At 65.1% G+C, this 19,596-nt stretch carries 21 protein-coding genes; 11 read left to right on the top strand and 10 right to left on the bottom strand.

Going from position 1 to position 19,596, the window contains the following annotated elements:
• Nucleotides 1-105: 105 nt before the first annotated feature.
• Entirely contained in the window at nt 106-1,284 is a 1,179-nt protein-coding gene (locus ACU0DV_RS22725; RefSeq protein WP_446243013.1) for an ammonium transporter, read from the top strand.
• 45 nt (nt 1,285-1,329) lie between these two features.
• Here ACU0DV_RS22725 and ACU0DV_RS22720 read toward each other — a convergent pair whose 3' ends face one another.
• The 4 genes from ACU0DV_RS22720 to ACU0DV_RS22705 form a co-directional block, all read right to left on the bottom strand.
• Nucleotides 1,330-2,595, bottom strand: a complete 1,266-nt coding sequence (locus tag ACU0DV_RS22720) for an MmgE/PrpD family protein (RefSeq protein ID WP_446243012.1) — start codon at nt 2,593-2,595, stop codon at nt 1,330-1,332.
• Nucleotides 2,596-2,662: 67 nt separating this feature from the next.
• Entirely contained in the window at nt 2,663-3,208 is a 546-nt protein-coding gene (locus ACU0DV_RS22715) for a hypothetical protein (protein ID WP_446243011.1), read from the bottom strand.
• 143 nt (nt 3,209-3,351) lie between these two features.
• A complete protein-coding gene (locus ACU0DV_RS22710) occupies nt 3,352-3,714 on the bottom strand; it encodes a hypothetical protein (RefSeq protein ID WP_446243010.1) in 363 nt (120 codons plus the stop codon).
• Between the two features lie 117 nt (nt 3,715-3,831).
• Complete coding sequence (locus ACU0DV_RS22705; protein ID WP_100930746.1) at nt 3,832-4,275, bottom strand: type II toxin-antitoxin system RatA family toxin; 444 nt, start codon at nt 4,273-4,275, stop codon at nt 3,832-3,834.
• Nucleotides 4,276-4,356: 81 nt separating this feature from the next.
• Here ACU0DV_RS22705 and hpt point away from each other — a divergent pair, with 81 nt between their 5' ends.
• The 3 genes from hpt (at nt 4,357) to ACU0DV_RS22690 (ending at nt 6,381) form a co-directional block, all read left to right on the top strand.
• Complete coding sequence (gene hpt, locus ACU0DV_RS22700; RefSeq protein ID WP_446243009.1) at nt 4,357-4,914, top strand: hypoxanthine phosphoribosyltransferase; 558 nt, start codon at nt 4,357-4,359, stop codon at nt 4,912-4,914.
• Between the two features lie 144 nt (nt 4,915-5,058).
• Nucleotides 5,059-5,511, top strand: coding sequence for a c-type cytochrome (locus ACU0DV_RS22695; RefSeq protein ID WP_100930748.1), 453 nt, complete (start codon nt 5,059-5,061; stop codon nt 5,509-5,511).
• Nucleotides 5,512-6,381, top strand: a complete 870-nt coding sequence (locus ACU0DV_RS22690; RefSeq protein WP_446243008.1) for a c-type cytochrome — start codon at nt 5,512-5,514, stop codon at nt 6,379-6,381. It abuts the gene before it with no gap.
• A 122-nt stretch (nt 6,382-6,503) separates the two neighbouring features.
• Here the strand turns inward: ACU0DV_RS22690 and lipA are convergent, their stop codons facing one another.
• A complete protein-coding gene (lipA, locus tag ACU0DV_RS22685; protein WP_100930750.1) occupies nt 6,504-7,454 on the bottom strand; it encodes a lipoyl synthase in 951 nt (316 codons plus the stop codon).
• A gap of 209 nt (nt 7,455-7,663) precedes the next feature.
• On the opposite strand from lipA, the gene ACU0DV_RS22680 reads away from it, so the two are divergent.
• Entirely contained in the window at nt 7,664-9,154 is a 1,491-nt protein-coding gene (locus ACU0DV_RS22680; protein WP_446243007.1) for a catalase, read from the top strand.
• Nucleotides 9,155-9,245: 91 nt separating this feature from the next.
• On the opposite strand, the gene ACU0DV_RS22675 is transcribed toward ACU0DV_RS22680, so the two are convergent.
• The gene (locus ACU0DV_RS22675; RefSeq protein WP_446243006.1) at nt 9,246-10,361 is read right to left on the bottom strand and encodes a DUF6456 domain-containing protein; all 1,116 of its coding nucleotides are present in this window, start codon (nt 10,359-10,361) and stop codon (nt 9,246-9,248) included.
• Nucleotides 10,362-10,605: 244 nt separating this feature from the next.
• Between ACU0DV_RS22675 and ACU0DV_RS22670 the strand changes: the two genes are divergently transcribed.
• On the top strand, nt 10,606-10,926 hold the full coding sequence (locus tag ACU0DV_RS22670; RefSeq protein WP_446243005.1) for a DUF6477 family protein: 321 nt from the start codon (nt 10,606-10,608) through the stop codon (nt 10,924-10,926).
• Nucleotides 10,927-10,965: 39 nt separating this feature from the next.
• On the opposite strand, the gene ACU0DV_RS22665 is transcribed toward ACU0DV_RS22670, so the two are convergent.
• The 3 genes from ACU0DV_RS22665 to ACU0DV_RS22655 form a co-directional block, all read right to left on the bottom strand.
• Nucleotides 10,966-12,513, bottom strand: a complete 1,548-nt coding sequence (locus ACU0DV_RS22665; RefSeq protein WP_446243004.1) for a trimethylamine methyltransferase family protein — start codon at nt 12,511-12,513, stop codon at nt 10,966-10,968.
• A gap of 377 nt (nt 12,514-12,890) precedes the next feature.
• On the bottom strand, nt 12,891-13,187 hold the full coding sequence (locus ACU0DV_RS22660; RefSeq protein WP_446243003.1) for a hypothetical protein: 297 nt from the start codon (nt 13,185-13,187) through the stop codon (nt 12,891-12,893).
• Nucleotides 13,184-13,522, bottom strand: coding sequence for a Lin0512 family protein (locus ACU0DV_RS22655; protein WP_446243002.1), 339 nt, complete (start codon nt 13,520-13,522; stop codon nt 13,184-13,186). Before ACU0DV_RS22655 ends, ACU0DV_RS22660 begins: the two co-directional genes overlap by 4 nt.
• 52 nt (nt 13,523-13,574) lie before the next feature.
• On the opposite strand from ACU0DV_RS22655, the gene guaA reads away from it, so the two are divergent.
• The 4 genes from guaA (at nt 13,575) to bmt (ending at nt 17,413) form a co-directional block, all read left to right on the top strand.
• Entirely contained in the window at nt 13,575-15,146 is a 1,572-nt protein-coding gene (gene guaA / locus ACU0DV_RS22650) for a glutamine-hydrolyzing GMP synthase (RefSeq protein WP_370315974.1), read from the top strand.
• A 115-nt stretch (nt 15,147-15,261) separates the two neighbouring features.
• Entirely contained in the window at nt 15,262-15,654 is a 393-nt protein-coding gene (locus tag ACU0DV_RS22645; RefSeq protein ID WP_283983180.1) for a hypothetical protein, read from the top strand.
• A gap of 6 nt (nt 15,655-15,660) precedes the next feature.
• Nucleotides 15,661-16,287 (top strand): YdcF family protein, encoded by a 627-nt coding sequence (locus ACU0DV_RS22640; protein WP_446243001.1) that lies wholly within the window; start codon nt 15,661-15,663, stop codon nt 16,285-16,287.
• Between the two features lie 109 nt (nt 16,288-16,396).
• Nucleotides 16,397-17,413, top strand: coding sequence for a betaine--homocysteine S-methyltransferase (gene bmt / locus ACU0DV_RS22635; protein WP_100930760.1), 1,017 nt, complete (start codon nt 16,397-16,399; stop codon nt 17,411-17,413).
• Nucleotides 17,414-17,460: 47 nt separating this feature from the next.
• Here the strand turns inward: bmt and ACU0DV_RS22630 are convergent, their stop codons facing one another.
• Nucleotides 17,461-18,546, bottom strand: a complete 1,086-nt coding sequence (locus ACU0DV_RS22630; RefSeq protein WP_446243000.1) for a PA0069 family radical SAM protein — start codon at nt 18,544-18,546, stop codon at nt 17,461-17,463.
• 179 nt (nt 18,547-18,725) lie between these two features.
• Here ACU0DV_RS22630 and ACU0DV_RS22625 point away from each other — a divergent pair, with 179 nt between their 5' ends.
• The gene (locus ACU0DV_RS22625; RefSeq protein ID WP_100930762.1) at nt 18,726-19,430 is read left to right on the top strand and encodes a corrinoid protein; all 705 of its coding nucleotides are present in this window, start codon (nt 18,726-18,728) and stop codon (nt 19,428-19,430) included.
• Nucleotides 19,431-19,596 lie beyond the last annotated feature (166 nt).

The raw sequence follows: 19,596 nt of genomic DNA, 5'->3' as shown, positions 1-19,596 counted from the left end.
TTCGCATTCATTGACCGTTTTTTCCGCAGAGGTTTTACGCCAGAGACCGCCCTCATCGCGAAACGCCGCCATCGCAGGCGTTGAAATATCGAGGGAGGAAAACTCATGGTCGGAGCGGATACCGCCTGGATCATCGTTGCCACGGCACTTGTGCTGTTCATGACATTGCCGGGGCTCGCCCTGTTCTACGGCGGGCTGGTACGCGCCCGCAACGTGCTCAGCGTCTTCATGCATTGCTACGCCATCGCCTGCCTGATGAGCGTGGCCTGGTTCGCGCTTGGCTATTCTATCGCTTTCGGCGGCGACGGCATGATCTGGGGCGGGCTCGACCGGGCGTTCCTGAACGGCGTGACCGCCGACACGCTGTCCGGCACGATCCCTGAAGTGCTGTTCTTCGCCTTCCAGATGACCTTTGCCATCATCACGCCCGCGCTTATCGTCGGCGCCTACGTGGAGCGGATCGGCTTCGGCTTCGTGCTGCTGTTCTCGCTCCTCTGGATGCTGCTGTGCTACGCCCCGGTGGCGCACTGGATCTGGGGCGGCGGCATGCTGGCCGACGGTGGCATCTTCGGTGAGACCGGCGTAAAGGACTTTGCCGGCGGGATCGTGGTGCATGAAACGGCGGGTCTGGCGGCCATTCTGATCGCCGTCTTCCTCGGCCCGCGCAAGGACCACTCGAAGCCGCCGCATAACCCGGGATTCGTCATGATCGGTGCGTCCATGCTGTGGGTCGGATGGTTCGGCTTCAACGGCGGATCGCAGCTTGCAGCCGACGGCGGCGCGGCGATGGCAATGACCGTGACGCATATCTCGGCGGCGGCGGCCTCGCTCACCTGGGCGCTCTGGGAAAAGATCAAGTTCGGCAAGGCGAGCCTTGTGGGCATGGTCACCGGCACCATCGCGGGGCTGGCCTCCATCACGCCTGCATCGGGTTTCGTCGGCCCCGTCGAGGCTCTGATAATCGGTCTCGTTGCAGGTGTGCTCTGCCAGGAGGCGGTGAACTTCGTGCGCAATAGGCTGAAGATCGACGACACGCTCGATGTCTTTGCGGTGCACGGTGTCGGCGGCATCTTCGGCACGATCATGATCGCGGCTTTCGGTGCGGGGTCTTGGGTTGCCCAGCTTGGGTCGCTGCTCATCGTCGGCGTCTTCACCGTTGTCGTGACGGTGGTTCTGATCGTGGTGGTCCGGGCGATCACCCCGCTGCGCGTCGACGCCGAGACGGAGGTCAACGGGCTCGACCTGTCGGTGCATGGCGAACGCGCCTACGATCACGTCAGCTGAGGCCGGGCGTTTGATGCACGAAAACGGGCCCTGCGGGGCCCGTTCCTACATCAGGGCGGAGATCGAAGGCAGATCGTCGGCTTCGATGGCCTGCCAGATCGCATCTGCCACATCCTCGCCGACCAATGCGGCCACCTTCCCGGCAAGCCGTGCCTTGCGACTGTCGACAGACATGGGCGCATCCAGATCGTGGTGCGCTTCGGTGATGCCACCGGGTGTCTCGATGCGGACCACGGCTTCCGTCTCTGCGAGGGTCTCATCGGCGCGGACCTCGACCTTGTCGCGCAACGCGACGAGACCGGCATCGTGGCAAAGCGCATCCGTGTAGGTGTCCAGCCGGGCGGTGTCGTGTCCCAGCAACGCGGCGGCGACGATGGCCCGGTAAGAGAACTTCAGTTGCAGGCCGGTCTGCGGTTCCGGGATGTGACAGACGGTCAGCCAGCGCGGATGCGTGATGACCTCGATTGCGCTGATGGATGCCGGATCCGTGCCCGGCAGAGTGGCCAGGGCCTCCAGCGTGGCGTGCAGACCGTGGCAACATGCGTGAAACTTGTGGCTGATAGAGAGCATCCACGGATCGGCCTGTTGCTCTGCCATGCCGTCGCAGTGATGCGTAGCCAGGAAACCGCTCATACCGTCCAGAGCCTGCGACGCAGAGGTGAAGCCCGCCTGCGCCAGAAGTGCGGCCTCTACCCCGTTTGAGGCGGCAATACCGGCATTGAAGGGCTTTCCCATCGTGCCGAACTGCGACTTCAGGCCGGAGGCGCGGGTCGTGACCAACGACAGCGCATGATTGGTGGCGTCGGACGAGAGGCCGAGCAGACGGGCGGCGGCCACGGTTGCGCCGAATGCGCCGGCGGTCGCGGTCTGGTGGAACCCCGCCTGGTAGTGCGCACGACCGAAGAGCACGCCAAACCGGATCGACGCTTCGCAACCGACAAGCGCCGCGTCGATGACCCCGGACAGGCGTGCACCCTGCATCTCGCCGACGGCGAGCGCGGCGGGCAGTACGGCCACCGATGGATGGCCGATGTGAGCAAAATGGGTGTCGTCGTAGTCGAGCGCGTGCGAGGCCGCGCCATTCAGCAGGGCCGCCGCGCGCGCAGGCGCCCTGCCCGCTCCGAACAAGGTCGCGTGGCCCTGCCCACCTTCGCTTTCGACCAGCGCGCGCACGCTCTGCGCGACGGGTTCGTGGCGCCCGGCGATGCCGCAGGCGAGCCAGTCCGCTGTCGACAGGCGCATGACCTCGCGCGCGTCGGGATGGTCCAGGGCAGCAGCCGCGGCAGTCAGAATCTGATCGGTTGCGGACATGGTTCCTCCCGGCACGTCGTTGCCGTGCAAGGAACCACCCTCTGCGCCGGAAGCCAAGAGCCTCCGGTCAGGCGTCCATCAGCAGCCGCGCCGGTTCTGCGGCGGAAGTGGTCTCATTCGCATCTCGGTATTTCTCCGCCGCCTCGCGGGCCGGATCGGTGTCTTCCGAGGTGCCGGCGATGCTGCGGGCCAGATCGTCTTCGCCGCGGAGGTCCTTGCGCTCGTCGAGACGCGTGAGGGTGGCCTGATCCGTGCCGCGCGGCGTCGCGCTTTCGCGGATGGCCTCGGCTTCGGCGGCTTCGCTCTCTGCGGCCTTGCCCGCCGCGTCCTCGGCCTTCCGCTCGGCCTGGAGTTCGATGGTGACCGCCGCCAGACGTCCCGCCTGCGACGTCGACACCGGCGGCGGCGCGGCGGGCGCGGGCTGGATGGCAGAGGGCCGGACGGTGGCGCCGGTCGCAACAGGTGCGCCCGCCCCTTGCGGCGCGTCGCCAAAGGCGGCGCCGCCCGGGGCGGTCCGGCTTTGCGAGGCCGGGGTGCGCTCGACCTCCTGCACCGGGCGCGGCGGAACACTCGCCCCCGGTGTATGGGCCGATATGGAAAACAGTGAGGGCATTTCGTTCGTCCCTTCTTAGTCTCTATGAACTGGTCCGAAGAAATGCCCGAAAAATCGGGCCAAAAGGCGGCACTGTCGCCGGCACCGGCCCGGATTCGCGCTCAATGGTTAATGCTTGGTTCAGGCCATCCCGACGCGGCGCGTCACACCGTGGCGTTCACCGCAGGCGACATCGGCGCGCCCGTGAACGCGGTGGCCTGACCATACTGCGTCGCGGCCATGAGCATGGCCTGGTTCCTGACCGTTACCACGGCATCGTTGTAGGCGGGATCGCCCGTGCTGCCGGTGGGCGCTTCGCCCGACTGTCCGGGGGCGCCCGAGGTGGCGGTCGGGGGCGAGTATATCCCCATCGCCATCAGGTTCGGAACGCCGGTTCCCTGAGAGGTGGCCGGGATATAGGCGGCGGCCTCGGGTTCCGGTTTCTGCAGGCCCGGTTTCGGGTCCGCCGGGGTCAGGCGCGCCGCATAAAGCGACGACTGAACCACGCTGGAGCTTGGATTGATCATGACGGTCTCCCTTTGCTGCAACAGGAAGTCACGTGATGACGCTTAAATTTGACACAAATCGGGCACGTCCGGGCCTTAGGGACTACGTGGTTAACGCAGGCGAAGGCCGTTTACCGATCAGCCGTAAAGCTCGGCGGCGCGGCGTTCGAAGGCCCGCACGATCCGCTGCATCGCTTCGTAGAAAAACATGCCGGCCGCGCCCTGAAGGATGCGGTTGCGGAACTCGAAATCCACGAAGAAGGAGACCTCGCAGCCGCCGTCGACATCGGTGAAGCCCCACTTCGATTCCATGTGATGGAACGGGCCGTCGAGGTATTCGGTGTGGATCCGCATGTCGTCCGGCCAAAGCGTCACGCGCGATCCGAAGCGTTCGCGGAAGACCTTGAACGAGATCACGAGGTCCGCAAGCATCACTTCGTGGTCGCCCTCCGTCTGGTGCGACCGAATCCGGGCGGCAGCCGTCCACGGCAGGAACTTCGGGTAGTTGGCCACGTCGGCGACCAGATCGTACATCTGCTGGGCGGTGTACGGGAGTTTGCGGGTCTCGGAATGGGTAGGCATGAGTCTCCGTCTGGGTCGCTCGTAGCGGGTGACACTGTCGCTGGATGTCGTATGCTGCGCGCAGGAAATCAAGGGGTTGTGATGTCAGACCGTCCTTATGTCGTAGACGAGATGATCTCGGCCAAGGCCATTGCCGCACGGATCGAGGCGCTCGCACAGGAAATCACCCGCGCTTTCGCCGGCACTGAAAAACTGGTCGTCGTCGGGCTGTTGCGTGGCAGTTTCGTCTTCATCGCCGATCTGGTGCGCGAGCTGCGCCTGCCCGTCGAGGTCGATTTTCTAGAGGCGTCCTCATACGGAAACACGATGGAATCGAGCCGCGAGGTGCGCATCCTGAAAGACCTGCGGTCCGGGATCGAAGGGCGCGACGTGCTGGTGGTGGAGGACATCGTCGACACCGGCCACACGCTGAACCACGTCATGCACCTTCTGCGCGGACGCAAACCGGCGCGGCTGAAGACCATCGCCCTGCTGGACAAGCCTGCGCGGCGCGAGGTCGATTTCAAGGCCGACTGGATCGGCTTCGAGATCCCGGACGAATTCGTGGTAGGCTGCGGAATCGACTATGCGCAACGCAACCGTAACCTTCCCTACATCGGCAAGGTCCGGTTTACCGAAGACATGTCGAAAAGCGCGTGATCCCGCCGTCCGGCTGTGAAAAAATCGCCCGGGATGCGATGCCTGTTCGGGCAGCGCGTCCCCCGATCTCTGCACACGCAGAATTTGTTTGTCACAATTCTCAGCGACATTAAGCTGGCCACATTGAAAACAGGGAGACACCCAATGAAGAAAACCATTACCGTTCTCGCAGCGCTGGCCGTTTGCGCCACAGCCGCAACCGCGCAGGATCTGCCGCAGCCGGTCAAGGCACGGCAGGGTCAGTTCAACATCCTCGCATTGAACCTCGGCGTGCTGGGCGGAATGGCAAAGGGCGCGGTCGAATACGATGCGGAGGCTGCACAGGCGGCCGCCGACAACATCGCCGCCGTCGCCAGCCTGCACCAGGCCGCGATGTGGGCCGAGGGCACCGATACCATGTCCATCGACGGCACCCGCGCGCAGCCGGTGATCTGGGAACAGATGGACGACTTCAATTCGAAGTGGGAAGACCTCGGCACCGCGGCGACCGAGATGGCCTCTGCCGCTGGCACCGGGCAGGAAGCGCTCGGGCCGATGCTGGGCAAGGTCGGCGGCGCCTGCAAGGCGTGCCACGACACGTACCGCGCGCCGGAATAAATGCGCAGCTTTCTGAAAGTCCTGGTCCCGATCGCGATCATCGCGGTCGGGATCGGTTTGTGGCTGACCGCGCCGTCGCGCGTCGATGCCGCCCGGTTCGAGGCGTTGACCGGTGATCCGGCGCGTGGCGAGACGGTCTTCACCGCCGCCGGTTGCGCATCGTGTCATCATGCGCCCGACAGCGAGGACAAGCTGGTTTTGGCCGGCGGTCAGGCCTTCCCGTCCGATTTCGGAACCTTCTACGCGCCCAACATCTCGCCGTCAGAGGCGGGAATCGGCGGCTGGTCCATCGTCGACCTCGCCAATGCCGTGACCCGGGGTGTGTCGCCGGAAGGAGAGCACCTGTACCCGGCCTTCCCCTACACCTCCTACACCAAGATGGAGGATCAGGATGTCGCGGACCTGCACGCCTACATCATGTCGCTGGAACCGTCCGACACCGCGTCCCAACCGCACGATGTCGGCTTTCCGTTCAACATCCGGCGGTCGCTGGGGGGCTGGAAGCTCCTGTTCTTCTCGGACGACTACGTGATGCCCGCGGGCGACAACGAGCGTGGCCGCTACCTGGCCGAGACCCTGGCCCATTGCGGCGAATGCCACACCCCGCGCAACGCGCTTGGCGGGCTGGACAAGGGACGCTGGCTGGCTGGCGCGCCCAACCCGTCCGGACAGGGCACGATACCGGCGTTGACGCCGGACAAGCTGACCTGGTCGGCGACCGACGTGGCCTACTACCTCGAAACCGGGTTCACACCGGACTTCGACAGCGTGGGCGGGCACATGGCCGAGGTGGTGGACAACTTCTCCAAGCTCTCGGCAGAGGACCGGACCGCCGTTGCCAACTACATCAAGGCGCTGCCCGCGCCCTGAGGCCGAGCCTGGTGGTTGAACGCATGCGCCGGCGCGGATCCAATCCGACGCCGGCGCATTTATTTCAGGAGCGTTTGCGTTTCCGGACAAACCGCCGATTTCGGACGGCTATCCGCGCGCCCTCAGGCCCGACCGAGTTTCGCCTGCCGGGCATCGCGCAGCCGGGCAAAGTCGTCGCCCGCATGGTACGACGACCGCGTGAGCGGCGTGGCCGAGACCATCAGGAACCCCTTGCCGAAGGCCGCCTTCTCGTAGGCCGCGAACTCTGAAGGTTCGACGAACCGGGCCACGCGGTGGTGCTTTGGCGTCGGCTGCAGATACTGGCCGATGGTCAGGAAATCCACGTCGGCCGCGCGCATGTCGTCCATGACCTGTCGCACCGCCTGTGCCTCTTCACCGAGGCCGACCATGATGCCCGACTTGGTGAATATGCCGGGATCCAGCTCCTTCACACGCTGCAAAAGCCGCAGGGAGTGGAAGTAGCGCGCGCCCGGACGGACCTCCGGGTAGAGACCCGGCACGGTTTCGAGGTTGTGGTTGAACACGTCCGGCTTTGCCGCGACCACGGTTTCGAGCGCGTCCGGCCCGCACTTCAGGAAATCGGGGGTCAGGATCTCGATGGTGGTATCGGGCGAACGGTGCCGCACGGCGCGGATCGTCTGGGCGAAGTGCTCTGCCCCGCCGTCGTCCAGGTCGTCCCGGTCGACGGAGGTGATGACCACGTGGTTTAGCCCCAGCTTCTGTACCGCATCCGCAACGCGCCCCGGCTCGAACACGTCGAGCGCGTCGGGCCGGCCGGTCGCCACGTTGCAGAAGGTGCAGCCGCGGGTACAGATCTCGCCCATGATCATCATCGTCGCATGCCCGAGGTTCCAGCACTCGCCCGCGTTGGGGCACCCGGCCTCCTCGCAGACGGTCACCAGCTTGTGTTCGCGCATGATCCGCTTGGTCTCGTTGTATCCCTGCCCGCCGGGCGCTTTGACGCGAATCCAGGAGGGTTTCTTCGGCTGGGCATTGTCGGCCCGATGGGCCTTTTCGGGGTGGCGCTCCCCGGGGATCTTCAGATCGCGCATGTCACTGACCTTTCGCAACAACGGCTTTCACCTCTCCTACGCCTGATCGGTCCGCGAATCCACCCCGCTGCCATGCGTACCGGGCAAGCCGCGTGGGCGTCATCGCAAAGGCTGGCGATAACCGCAGGCTATCGCGGCCAGAATATCATACAATGAAACTTTAAGATGGTGCGGCGCATTGGTCGGCAGGAACAGCAAGGAGAGGCTTCATGTCCAAACGTCAGACCACAACCGCAGGTGCACCAGTCCCGACGAACGAAACATCGCGGACCGCCGGACCGCGCGGCCCGCTGCTGCTCGAGGACTACCAGCTGATCGAGAAGCTGGCCCATCAGAACCGCGAGCGCATCCCCGAACGCGCTGTCCACGCCAAGGGCTGGGGTCTGCAGGGCACTTTCACCGTGACGCATGACATCACGAAGTATACCCGCGCGGCGCTGTTCTCCAAGGTCGGCAACACCTGCGACGTCCTTTCCCGCTGGTCCACGGTTGCTGGTGAGCTGGGCGCAGCGGATGCCGAACGCGACGTGCGCGGCTTCTCCCTGAAGTTCTACACTCAGGAAGGCAACTGGGACATGGTGGGCAACAACACCCCCATCTTCTTTGTCCGCGACGCCTACAAGTTCCCCGATTTCATCCGCACGCAAAAGCGCCACCCCAAGACCAACATGCGCTCGCCCGAGGCGATGTTCGACTTCTGGGCCGGGCAGCCGGAATCGGTGCACCAGGTCACGATCCTGATGTCCGACCGAGGCATCCCGAAGAACCCCGCGCATATGCACGGTTACGGCTCGCACACCTTCTCCATGTGGAACGACGCAGGTGAGCGGCACTGGGTGAAGTTCCACTTCCGCTGCCAGCAGCCGATCGAGAACTACACCAACGAGGAAGCCAAGAAGATCATCGGCGAGACGCGCGAGAGCTTTCAGGAAGACCTCTTCAACATGGTCTCCGAGGGCAAGTTCCCGAAGTGGAAGCTCTTCATTCAGGTCATGAAGGAAGGCGAGGAGGACAGGTTCCCGTTCAATCCCTTCGATCTCACGAAGGTCTGGCCGCACGCCGACTACCCGCTGATCGAGGTGGGCGAACTGGAGATGCACACCATCCCAGAGAACTACTTCCAGATGGTCGAGAACGCCGCCTATTCGCCCTCGAACGTGGTGCCGGGCATCGGTTTCTCGCCGGACAAGATGCTGCAGGCGCGGATCTTCTCTTACGCCGACGCGCACCGTTACCGGCTTGGCACGCATTACGAAGCACTGCCCGCCAACGCGCCCAAGGCACCCGTGGCGCACTACCACAAGGACGGGGCGATGCGGTTCTTCCAGAACGACACGGGCAATCCCAACGCCTATTACGAGCCGAACCAGTACGAGGACGCGCCGCGCCCAGATCCGTCGGTCACGGAGCCGCCGATGCGCATCGACGCCGAGGCCTACCGCCATCCGCAGGAGGTCACCGACGACGACTTTGTCCAGCCGCGCGCGCTTTATAAGGATGTCCTTTCGGACGACGAGCGCAAGCGCCTGCATCAGAACATGGCAGGCGCCATGGCGCCCTGTTCCGACAGTGTAAAGGAACGCTGGTACGCTGTGCTCGAACGTGTGCATCCGGACTATGCCAAGGGCGTCCGCGAGGCCGCGGAAAGCGCACCGGCGCTGCCCGTCACCCCTGACACGCCGATCAAGGCTGCGGAATAATCCAGCGCCTTTTGGTGAACGAAATTCGGCCCCCGCGTTCCTTCGCGGGGGCCGTTTCATGCATGTATTGCCGATTTTCGTGCAGGACGGGTCAGGAGATCAAGTCGCCACCTCCCTTGCCACGCTCTTCGTAATGTCGGCGCAGACGTTGCAGGGCGATCCGCAGGACGATCTTACCCGAACGTGCCGACCAACCCAGCTGCTTCTCTGCTTTTTCAAGCCCTTCAAGGTAACAGCAGCACCGAAGCGCCACGTCACCCAGGCCGGGACCCAGATCGCGCAGCGCCGCCTGAAGCCGCTCCTGCGCAGCCGACGCACTGCCGCCCGCATTCCCGGCGCGGGTCGAGACGCCGGGGGTCAGGAAATGATCCCAATTCTGCGTCGTGCGCTGCCCCATCTGGGCCAGTTCGAAGTCTTCGCGCAGACGTTCCCCGGCAGCGATCAGCACATCGGTCAGGAAGGGCGTGCCGTCCTTGTCCCGCCGCCGCCCGAGGGTCGTCAGCGGGCTTTCGGCCAGGGCGAAGTGTCCCTTTCGCAGCCTCGGGTCGCGCTCGACTTCTTCCAGGGCGGCATCGGCGGCGCGCCCCGTCTCGAACCCCGCCTGAGCCTCGGCAAAGCCGCGCACCCGGTTCTCCTGTGCCGCAACCATTCGGTTCAGCGCCACCCGCCCCACCGAAGTGATCCGGTATTTGGAGATACGCGCGGGGGCGTCGCATGTGATCCATTCCTTCAGGGCCATCGCCTGGGCAATGCCGACCTCGACGACGGCTGTGCGCGCACTGCCTCCGTCGCCGGTGTCGCGCACCACCACGGCCTTTTCCATCTCGGCCGCAACGGCCAGCACGGCACCCGGCTCGCACAGGCGGCGCAGCACCCGCCGCGCCTCACGCGCAAGTGTCGTCTCGTCCGGTGGGACCGGAGTGTTGATGGCAGCAGTCATCGGTTCATCGTCCTTTCTGGTCAATGTAGCCGGCGCCCCCGTGCCGGCTGCCCCCATGGTGCATAAGGCTGCGTCGATCAAAGGGTCGTCCCGCAGCGTTTCGATCTTCCGGATCTGACGCAGGACGGTCGAAGCGTGGCATCCCGCCTGGCGCGCAAGTTCACGGATCGACTTTCCACCCTCCACATGCGCCAGGTACACGAGCACCCGCTCGGGCATCCATGCGGGCACCGGGCCCGCGGCGTTGCAGGGTGGCGCGTCGATCATGCGTGACCTTTGCGTCGGGACGATTTGTTCACAGGTTTATCCCCATTTGATCGATCGCAACCTTCGCGTGTGCCGGTTACTCTTTGGTTAACACACACGCTTCGGGACGATCCTTCCTAACAATAGATAATCATGGGTAAATCGCTCGTTCGCGACCGTACGGTGCCGCGCAACACCCTTCATGAGTGTGCTTCTGTTCCGCCGTCGGCCGAACCGTTTCGGTCTTGCACAGGAGGTTGGACAGATGAAGGACGTGTTGGGAATGCTGAGCGATCTGCGCCGCCCGCGCCTGTTGATCCGCGCCGCCCGCATCGGCGCGCAGGAATACCGCAGGGTGCCCCACCTGCGTCGGGTTCTGGGATTTGCCGCCCTGCCCCGCTCGGGCGTGGCGCTGATGCGCCTGATGGAGATCGAGGCCGAGCTGGACGAACGGCGCAGGGGTGGCGATGCCGCCTACAGCGTCAGCCGCCATGTCGAGGTGCTGACCGCGATGATGGGAGAGGCCCGTCTTCTGCGGAGCGCCGCCGAACTGGTGGCGCCCGACGGACCGGCCGCGGCAGGCTGAAAGCGGCCCGCGGAACACAGGTTCCGGGGCCGCTCTGCCTCAGGTGAAGCTGTCGGTCATCGACGCCTTCTTGCGGGCGACATAATCGTTCAGCTGCTCCTCGATGGCGGGGTCCATCGCGGGTTTCTGGTAGGCGTCCAGCAGTTTCGCCATCCGGACCTGCGCCAGCGCCACGGTGTCCCGCGCACCATCCTCCGACCAGGTCTCATATGGTTTGTAATCAAGCACTTCCGAGCGCCAGAAGGCAGACTTGAAGTTCGCCTGCGTATGCGCGCAGCCAAGGTAGTGACCGCCCGGACCGACCTCGCGGATGGCATCCATCGCCTGCGCGTTCTCGTCGATTGAGACGCCCTTGGCCAGGTGGTGCAGCGTGCCGAGCTGGTCGGCGTCCATCACGAACTTCTCGAACGACGACACCAGTCCGCCCTCCAGCCAGCCGCAGGCGTGGAGCATGAAGTTGACCCCGGACAGCAGACCCATGTTGAGCGAGTTCGCGGTCTCGTAGGCGGCCTGAGCATCGGGCAGTTTCGATCCGCAGAACGATCCCGAAGACCGGTACGGAAGGCCTAGGCGACGCGCCAGCTGGCCTGCGCCGTAGGTGATGTGCGCGGCCTCCGGCGTGCCGAAGGTGGGCGCGCCGGAGTTCATGTCGATGGAGGTCACGAAGGCCCCGAAGATCACCGGCGCGCCGGGACGGATCAACTGGCTGTAGGCCACCCCTGCCAGCACCTCTGCCAGCACCTGCGTCAGGGTGCCCGCCACGGAAACCGGCGCCATCGCACCGCCCACGATAAAGGGCGAAACGATGCAGGCCTGCCCGGCCGCGGCATAGGTTTCCAGCGCCCCCATCATCACGTCATCGAAGGTTAGAGGCGAGTTGATGTTGACCAGGGAAGTCATCACCGTATGCTCGGAAACAAACTGTTTCCCGAACAAAATCTCGCACATCTCGACGGAATCGGCGGCGCGCGACGGCTCCGTCACCGACCCCATGAAGGGTTTGTCGGACAGGGTCATATGCGCCAGCAGCATGTCGAGGTGGCGCTTGTTCACCGCGATGTCGGTCGGTTCGCACACCGTTCCGCCGGAATGGTGCAGCCATTTCGACATCTGACCAAGCTTCACGAAGGTGCGGAAGTCCTCGATCGTGGCATAGCGGCGGCCGCCGTCGAGGTCGCGCACGAAGGGCGGGCCGTAGACCGGAGCCAGCACGAGGTTGCGCCCGCCGATCTCCACGTTGCGGTCGGGATTGCGCGCGTGCTGGGTAAACTGCGACGGCGCGGTGGCGCAAAGCGTGCGGGCCAGGCCCCGGGGGATGCGGACCCGTTCGCCCTGCACGTCGGCGCCGGCCTCTTTCCAGCGCGCCAGAGCGCCGGGGTTGTTCACGAAGTTGACGCCGATCTCTTCCAGCACGGTCTCGGCGTTGTGCTCGATGATTTCCAGGGCCTCCTGGGTGAGGACCTCGAAGTTCGGAATGTTGCGTTCGATGAACCTCGCCGTCTCCACCGCGGTGGAGGTCCGCTCCGCCCGCCGTGCGGCCCCGCCGCCCGTACCGCGCGCACGTCTGCGTGCCGTCGCTTCTGCCATGGATCCATCCTCGCATTTCTCGGGGCACGCCTGTCGCGCCCGGACCGATTTCCGCCTGAATAGCCGCTGAAGCCCGCGGGGATTGGCGCGTTAGCGGCGCTTGGCGCGAAAATACGACATACTAGGCCATGCAGGCGACCTGCCGCCGCTAAACAGGCGGATCGTTCGAATGTGTTCTGTCTTATCCCACAGGCTTTAGCAGGCGATTAAGGCGTTCAGCCCGGACAGTCCTGCGGCCGCACCAGTGCGCTGGCAATGTCCATCGCATTTTCCGTAATGCCTGTCGGCCTAAAAGACATAGGCACATCCCCGCCCGACGAATCGTCGCGCGCGCTGTTATGCCTTGCCGCGACACTGACCGCGCTGCCGTTCGCATATCATGCGGCGTTGGTTGGAACAAAAAGCTCCAGCGCCACGGTCGCCACGAAACGCTCGCCCACCGACAATCCGCCTGTCCGGCAGGTCACCTCCGCGGATTGGCCCAGGACCGCGACCAGCGCGGGTTCCGAAACCCCTTCGGCCTCCGGAACGCCGACCGTGACGCGCAACACACCGCCTTCGTGCGAAGCATGGACAACCGCCCGGCCCATCGCGTCGCGCAGACCTGCCTCCGCAGCCTCCTGCGCCGTCTCGCCCGTGCCCAGCCCCATGCGAATGATCAGCCGCTCCATCATGCGTCCTCCCCGAAAGAGACGGTGATCGACACCGCCGCCATGACCAGAGCCTCACCTTCGCCGGTCGGATGCGGCACCGAAAGGCCACCCTCGACCACCTCGATGTCCGGTGTGCCGTAGGGAAAGACCTCCCGCAGGGCCGCCACGTCGACGTCCTCCGGCACAGGCACACCGACCTTCACCGCCAGCCGCATCTCGGACTTGGCGCGGCCAAAGACCTCTGCCGCACGGATGGAGTTGCGCCACAGCGCATCGCGCAGCCCGCGCGCCGCCGCTTCCGTCTGGTCGCCGCGTCTGAGCGAGGACCCCATCCCGTATTCCGTCAAAACCCGCATCACGCCTCCCGAGCGATATTGAAACTTTCCCGGCCCCTGCGTACAGGAGCGCATGACCCAAGCCCAGCATGACCGCCTCCTCATCATCGACTTCGGGTCCCAGGTGACGCAGCTCATCGCGCGCCGCCTGCGGGAGCTGAACGTCTATTGCGAAATCCACCCCTATCAGAACGTGACCGACGCGTTCCTGGCCGATTTCGCCCCCAAAGCCGTCATCTTCTCCGGCGGCCCCGATTCGGTGACCCGTGAGGGTTCGCCGCGTCCGCCGAAGACCGTCTACGACCTGGGCGTGCCGATCCTCGGCATCTGTTACGGGCAGCAGGTGATGATGCAGGACCTCGGCGGTCGCGTCGAAGCCGGGCAAAGCCACACAGCGGAATTCGGGCGCGCCTACGTCATACCGACGGAGCGGACCACCGATTTCTTCAACGGCTGGTTCCTCGACGGTTCGGGCCGCGAGCAGGTTTGGATGTCGCACGGCGACCACGTGGCAGAGCTTGCCCCGGGGTTCGAGGTCTACGGCACCTCGACCGGCGCACCCTTCGCCATGACCGCCGACCTCGACCGCCGGTTCTACGCCGTGCAGTTCCACCCCGAGGTGCACCACACACCGAACGGCAAGACGCTCTACGAGAACTTCGTGAAGCTTGCGGGCTTCACCGGCGACTGGACCATGTCCGCCTACCGCGAGGAGATGATCGCCAAGATCCGCGAACAGGTCGGCGACAAGCAGGTGATCTGCGCCCTCTCCGGCGGCGTCGACAGCTCCGTTACCGGCATCCTGCTGCATGAGGCGATCGGCGATCAGTTGACCTGCGTGTTCGTGGATCACGGTCTGCTGCGCCTGAACGAAGCGGAACAGGTCGTGCAGATGTTCCGCGACAACTACAATCTGAACCTGATCCATGCCGACGAAAGCGACCTGTTCCTCGGCGCGCTCGAAGGCGTCTCCGACCCCGAGATCAAGCGCAAGACCATAGGCAAGCTGTTCATCGACGTGTTCCAGAAATACGCCGATCAGATCGAGGGTGCCGAATTCCTCGCGCAGGGCACGCTGTATCCCGACGTGATCGAATCCGTTTCCTTCTCTGGCGGCCCGTCGGTCACGATCAAGTCGCACCACAATGTCGGCGGCCTGCCGGAAAAGATGGGCCTGAAACTGGTCGAACCGCTGCGCGAACTGTTCAAGGACGAGGTCCGCGCGCTGGGTCACGAACTGGGCCTGCCCGCCTCCTTCATCGGCCGCCACCCCTTCCCCGGGCCCGGCCTTGCGATCCGCTGCCCCGGCGAGATCACCCGCGACAAGTTGGACATCCTACGCAAGGCGGATGCGGTCTATATCGACCAGATCCGCAAGCACGGTCTCTATGACGAGATCTGGCAGGCCTTCGCGGCAATCCTGCCGATGCGCACGGTGGGCGTCATGGGCGATGGCCGGACATATGACTATGCGCTGGCGCTGCGGGCCGTCACCTCCGTCGATGGCATGACCGCGGATTACTACCCCTTCAGCCACGAGTTCCTGGGCGAGACCTCGACCCGGATCATCAACGAGGTGAAGGGCATCAACCGCGTGTTCTACGACACGACCTCGAAGCCGCCGGGCACGATCGAGCTGGAATGAGCCTTTGCGGCACGTCATCGTGCCGCAAAGGCCCAAGTCACCCTTGTATGTGACCTGAAACGCCGACACTCTTGCAGCAAACGCCGCCCCGGCGGCCTTTGCCAAAGATCTTTCGATGACGTGTTCCGCTTTCAGGCTGTCTGCGCTGCTCCTTCCGCTTGCACTGGCGGCATGCCGTGCCGACGTGGAGCACCTGCGATCCCTGATCCCGGCAGATTTCACGGTGACCGAGACGCTGACATCCGAAGCCAAGCGCTTCAACTGCCAGCGCGCAACCTTCATCGCCAGCGCACCGGCGGGCGCAACCGAAGACTGGACGCGCCTTGGGCGGCTGTTCGACGCCAAGCTGTCTGCCTGCATCGATCTGGAGGAACAGTTGCGCTGGAAGCAGGCGATTGGCCGGCAAACCGCGTGGTGGCGCGTGATCCAGACGCCGGAGCGCGCGCACCTCTGGTACGACAGTGAAAGTGGCCGTCTCCAGGTGCTGACGCTGCAACAGGACAGGTAGCTCCAAATGCGCACGGTTCTGCGCCTTGTCGCCAGCTATTTGGCGTTATGCGTCCTGCTCACGACGATCTCGCAATTCGCGATACCCGCCTGCACATCGGTGTCCAAACCGCGCGATGTCGCCATCGTTCTGGGCGGGGGCAGCGCGCCGGACAAGCTGACACCCGACACGGCCATGAGAGTCGCCACCGCCGTCCGCTTGTATCGCGAAGGGATGGTAAAGAGGTTGCACATGACCTGCGGCAACACCCTGCCCGGCACCCGACCCGGGCAAGTCATGGCCGAGGCAGCGATCCGCGCCGGTGTGCCGCCTTCCGCCGTGTCGTGGGAGGGCCAGTCCCTGTCGACCTTGCAGAATGCGCTGTTTTCCCGTCCCGATCTGCCCAAAGGAGAGACCCGCATTGTCGTGACCGAACCCTTCCATGCCCTGCGCGGCGCCGCCAGCCTTGCCTGGGCCGGACGTCCCGCAGCAGCCTGCACGACGCCCGAGACCAGTGGCAAGGCGCCTCGCATGACAAAGGTCTTGCTGCGCGAGGTGGCTGCATGGGCGGTCAACATCCCGCGCGCGCTTGCCTACTCTCTCGCCTCCGCTTTGGGGCTCGGCGCGGTTTTCCCGGATATCCTGCTGGCCTGAACCGCCATGCCCCTTGGCTACAATCCTCATCAAGATGATGCAGATTATGAGTTTGCGTCATGCCAACAACTGTGAAACACGCGATGCCATCAGCGAAGGAGACCACAGCATGAGCGACGCATTGACCAAGGCCCTGGCAGAGCGCGACTGGCTGCTGGCCGACGGTGCCACCGGAACGAACCTGTTCAACATGGGGCTGATGTCGGGCGATGCGCCGGAGTTCTGGAACGAGACGGAGCAGGACAAGATCCGCGCGCTCTACAAGGGCTCGGTGGATGCCGGGTCGGATCTCTTCCTGACGAACTCCTTCGGTGCCAACGCGTCGCGCCTGAAACTGCACGACGCCGGGCACCGCGCCTACGAGCTGTCGAAACTGGCCGCCGAGCTGGGCCGCGAGGTGGCCGATGCCGCCGGTCGTCCGATCATCGTCGCGGGCTCCGTGGGCCCCACCGGCGAAATCATGGGCGCCGCAGGCAGCCTGTCCCACGAAAGCGCGGTGGAGATGTTCGAGGAAACCGCGCGCGGCCTGATGGACGGCGGCGCCGATGTGCTGTGGGTCGAGACGATCTCGGCCCCCGAGGAGTTCCGCGCCGCGGCCGAGGCTTTCGGCAACGTCGGCGCGCCGTGGTGCGGCACCATGAGCTTCGACACCGCCGGGCGCACGATGATGGGCGTCACCTCGCAGGACATGGTGGCGCTGGTCGACAGCCTGCCCAACCCGCCCATCGCCTTCGGCGCGAACTGCGGCGTCGGCGCGTCGGACCTGATGCGCACCGTGCTGGGTTTTGCCGCGACGGGGACCGATCGTCCGATCATCGCCAAGGGCAACGCCGGCATTCCGAAATACAGCGACGGCCATATCCACTACAACGGCACGCCGGAACTGATGGCGGATTATGCCTGCCTGGCGCGTGACGCAGGCGCGCGCATCATCGGCGGCTGCTGCGGCACCATGCCCGTGCACCTGAAGGCGATGCGCGAAGCGCTGGAAACCCGCGCACCGGGACCGCGACCGACGCTCGACGTCATCGCCGAGAAACTGGGCGGCTTCTCCTCCGCCTCCGACGGGACGGGCGACGACGAGGGCGCAGGCCGCGAACGCCGCGGGCGCCGCCGCAGGGGATGACAGACCCGGCCCCGCATGCAGCGCAGACGCGCCGTCGTGCCTGCCGGTCAGAACAGGCTCATCTGGTCACCGGCTTTCGGAGGCACGCGGAACAAGTCGCACCGCAGGTCGGGTTGCGGCTGATCGAGGTTCAGGCGCCGGACAGCGCGCCGGAACCGCTGGGCCAGAAGGTCGGCATAGACGCCCTCCCCCTTCATCCGATGGAACCACTTCGAGGAATAGACCTCTCCGCCGTGCATGTCGCGCAGGTGGCCTATGATCCGCGCCGCGCGGTCCGGGTAGTGCGCCTCCAGCCACTCCTGCCAGAGCCCGGCCACCTCCCGCGGGAGGCGCAGCATGATATAACTTGCCGCACTGGCACCGGCCTCCGCGCCCGCGGCAAGGATTGCCTCCAGTTCCGGATCGGTCAGCGCAGGCACCATGGGCGAGGCCATGACCCGTACCGGCACACCGGCGTCCACCAGCGCGCGGATGACGGCCAGCCTGCGCGCGGGACGCGGGCAGCGCGGCTCCATCCGGCGGGACAGCGTGTCGTCGAGAGTCGTGACAGAGATGCCCACGCGCGCCAGCCCCTGGGCGGCCATGTCAGACAGGATGTCGATGTCACGTTCGATCAGCGTGCCCTTCGTCACGATCGCCACCGGGTGCCGGAAGTCGCGCAGCACCTCGAGGCAGGCGCGCATGATCCCGCGATCCCGCTCCACCGGCTGGTAGGGATCGGTGTTCGTTCCGATGGCCAGCGGCGCGACGCTGTAGCGGCGGGCGGACAATTCGCGGGCCAGAACCTCCGGCGCGTTCGGACGGGCCACCAGCCGTGTCTCGAAATCCAGCCCAGGCGACAGGCCGAGGTAGGCGTGCGTCGGCCGCGCGAAGCAGTAGATGCACCCGTGTTCGCACCCGCGGTAGGGGTTCAGCGACCGGTCGAAGGGCAGATCGGGCGAGCGCACGTAGTTCACCACAGAGCGCGCGCGTTCCTCGCGCACCTCTGTCACAAACGCCGGACGATCCTCGGGAATGTCCCATCCGTCATCCGTTTCGACCCGGTCGAAACGCTCGAACCGGCCGGTGTCACGGCTCAGTGCGCCGCGCGCCCGGCGCCGGTCATCCGGCAGAATGCGATGCTCATGATCCATGCACGCACACTAGAACTTAACGTGAACACGCGCAATGTCGCGCCATTCGGCTTGCAGCGCGTCGGTAGAACTCTGCCCAATGTCGCAATCCGCCAATTGACGCGACTGGAAAACGACGATTAGTCGCAGGGAGGGCATCGCCCATATGCACCCTGCGCAACGCAGAAGGAAAGACATCCATGTCCGATGAAGACGACGACATCATCCTCTCCGAACTCGACGACGAGGAACTCGTCCAACAGATGTTCGACGACCTCTACGACGGTCTTAAGGAAGAGATCGAGGAAGGCGTCAACATCCTCCTGGAACGCGGCTGGGAACCCTACCGGGTCCTGACCGAGGCGCTTGTCGGCGGCATGACCATCGTCGGCCGCGACTTCCGCGACGGTATCCTGTTTGTGCCGGAGGTTCTGCTGGCCGCCAACGCGATGAAGGCGGGCATGTCGATCCTGAAGCCGCTGCTGGCCGAGACCGGCGCACCGCGCATGGGCAAGATGGTCATCGGCACCGTCAAGGGCGACATCCACGACATCGGCAAGAACCTCGTGTCCATGATGATGGAAGGCGCGGGATTCGAGGTCGTCGACCTGGGCATCAACAACCCGGTCGAGAAGTACCTCGACGCGCTGAAGGCGGAAGAGGCGGACATCCTCGGCATGTCCGCCCTGCTCACCACCACCATGCCCTACATGAAGGTCGTGATCGACACGATGAAGGAACAGGGCATCCGCGACGACTACATCGTTCTGGTGGGCGGCGCGCCCCTGAACGAAGAGTTCGGCAAGGCGATCGGCGCCGACGCCTATTGCCGCGACGCCGCCGTGGCGGTCGAGACGGCGAAGGAATTCATCGCCCGCAAGCACAACCAGATGCGCGCGGGCTGAGACCCGCCTGCATCGTTCCCACGCAAGACGGCGGCCCGCAACAGGCCGCCGTTTTCTCATTCGGGCCGTGTGCGGAGCCTAACCAACTCAACCCGCGCTCGTTGACGTAACGTCGTACAGCGCGATTGTTGAGCAATGTGCGACTTTGCCGATCCAACACACGAAG

Source organism: Sagittula sp., assembly GCF_052825245.1.
The sequence above is the reverse complement of the archived record's forward strand: the minus strand, read 5'-3'. Positions and strand labels throughout refer to the sequence as shown.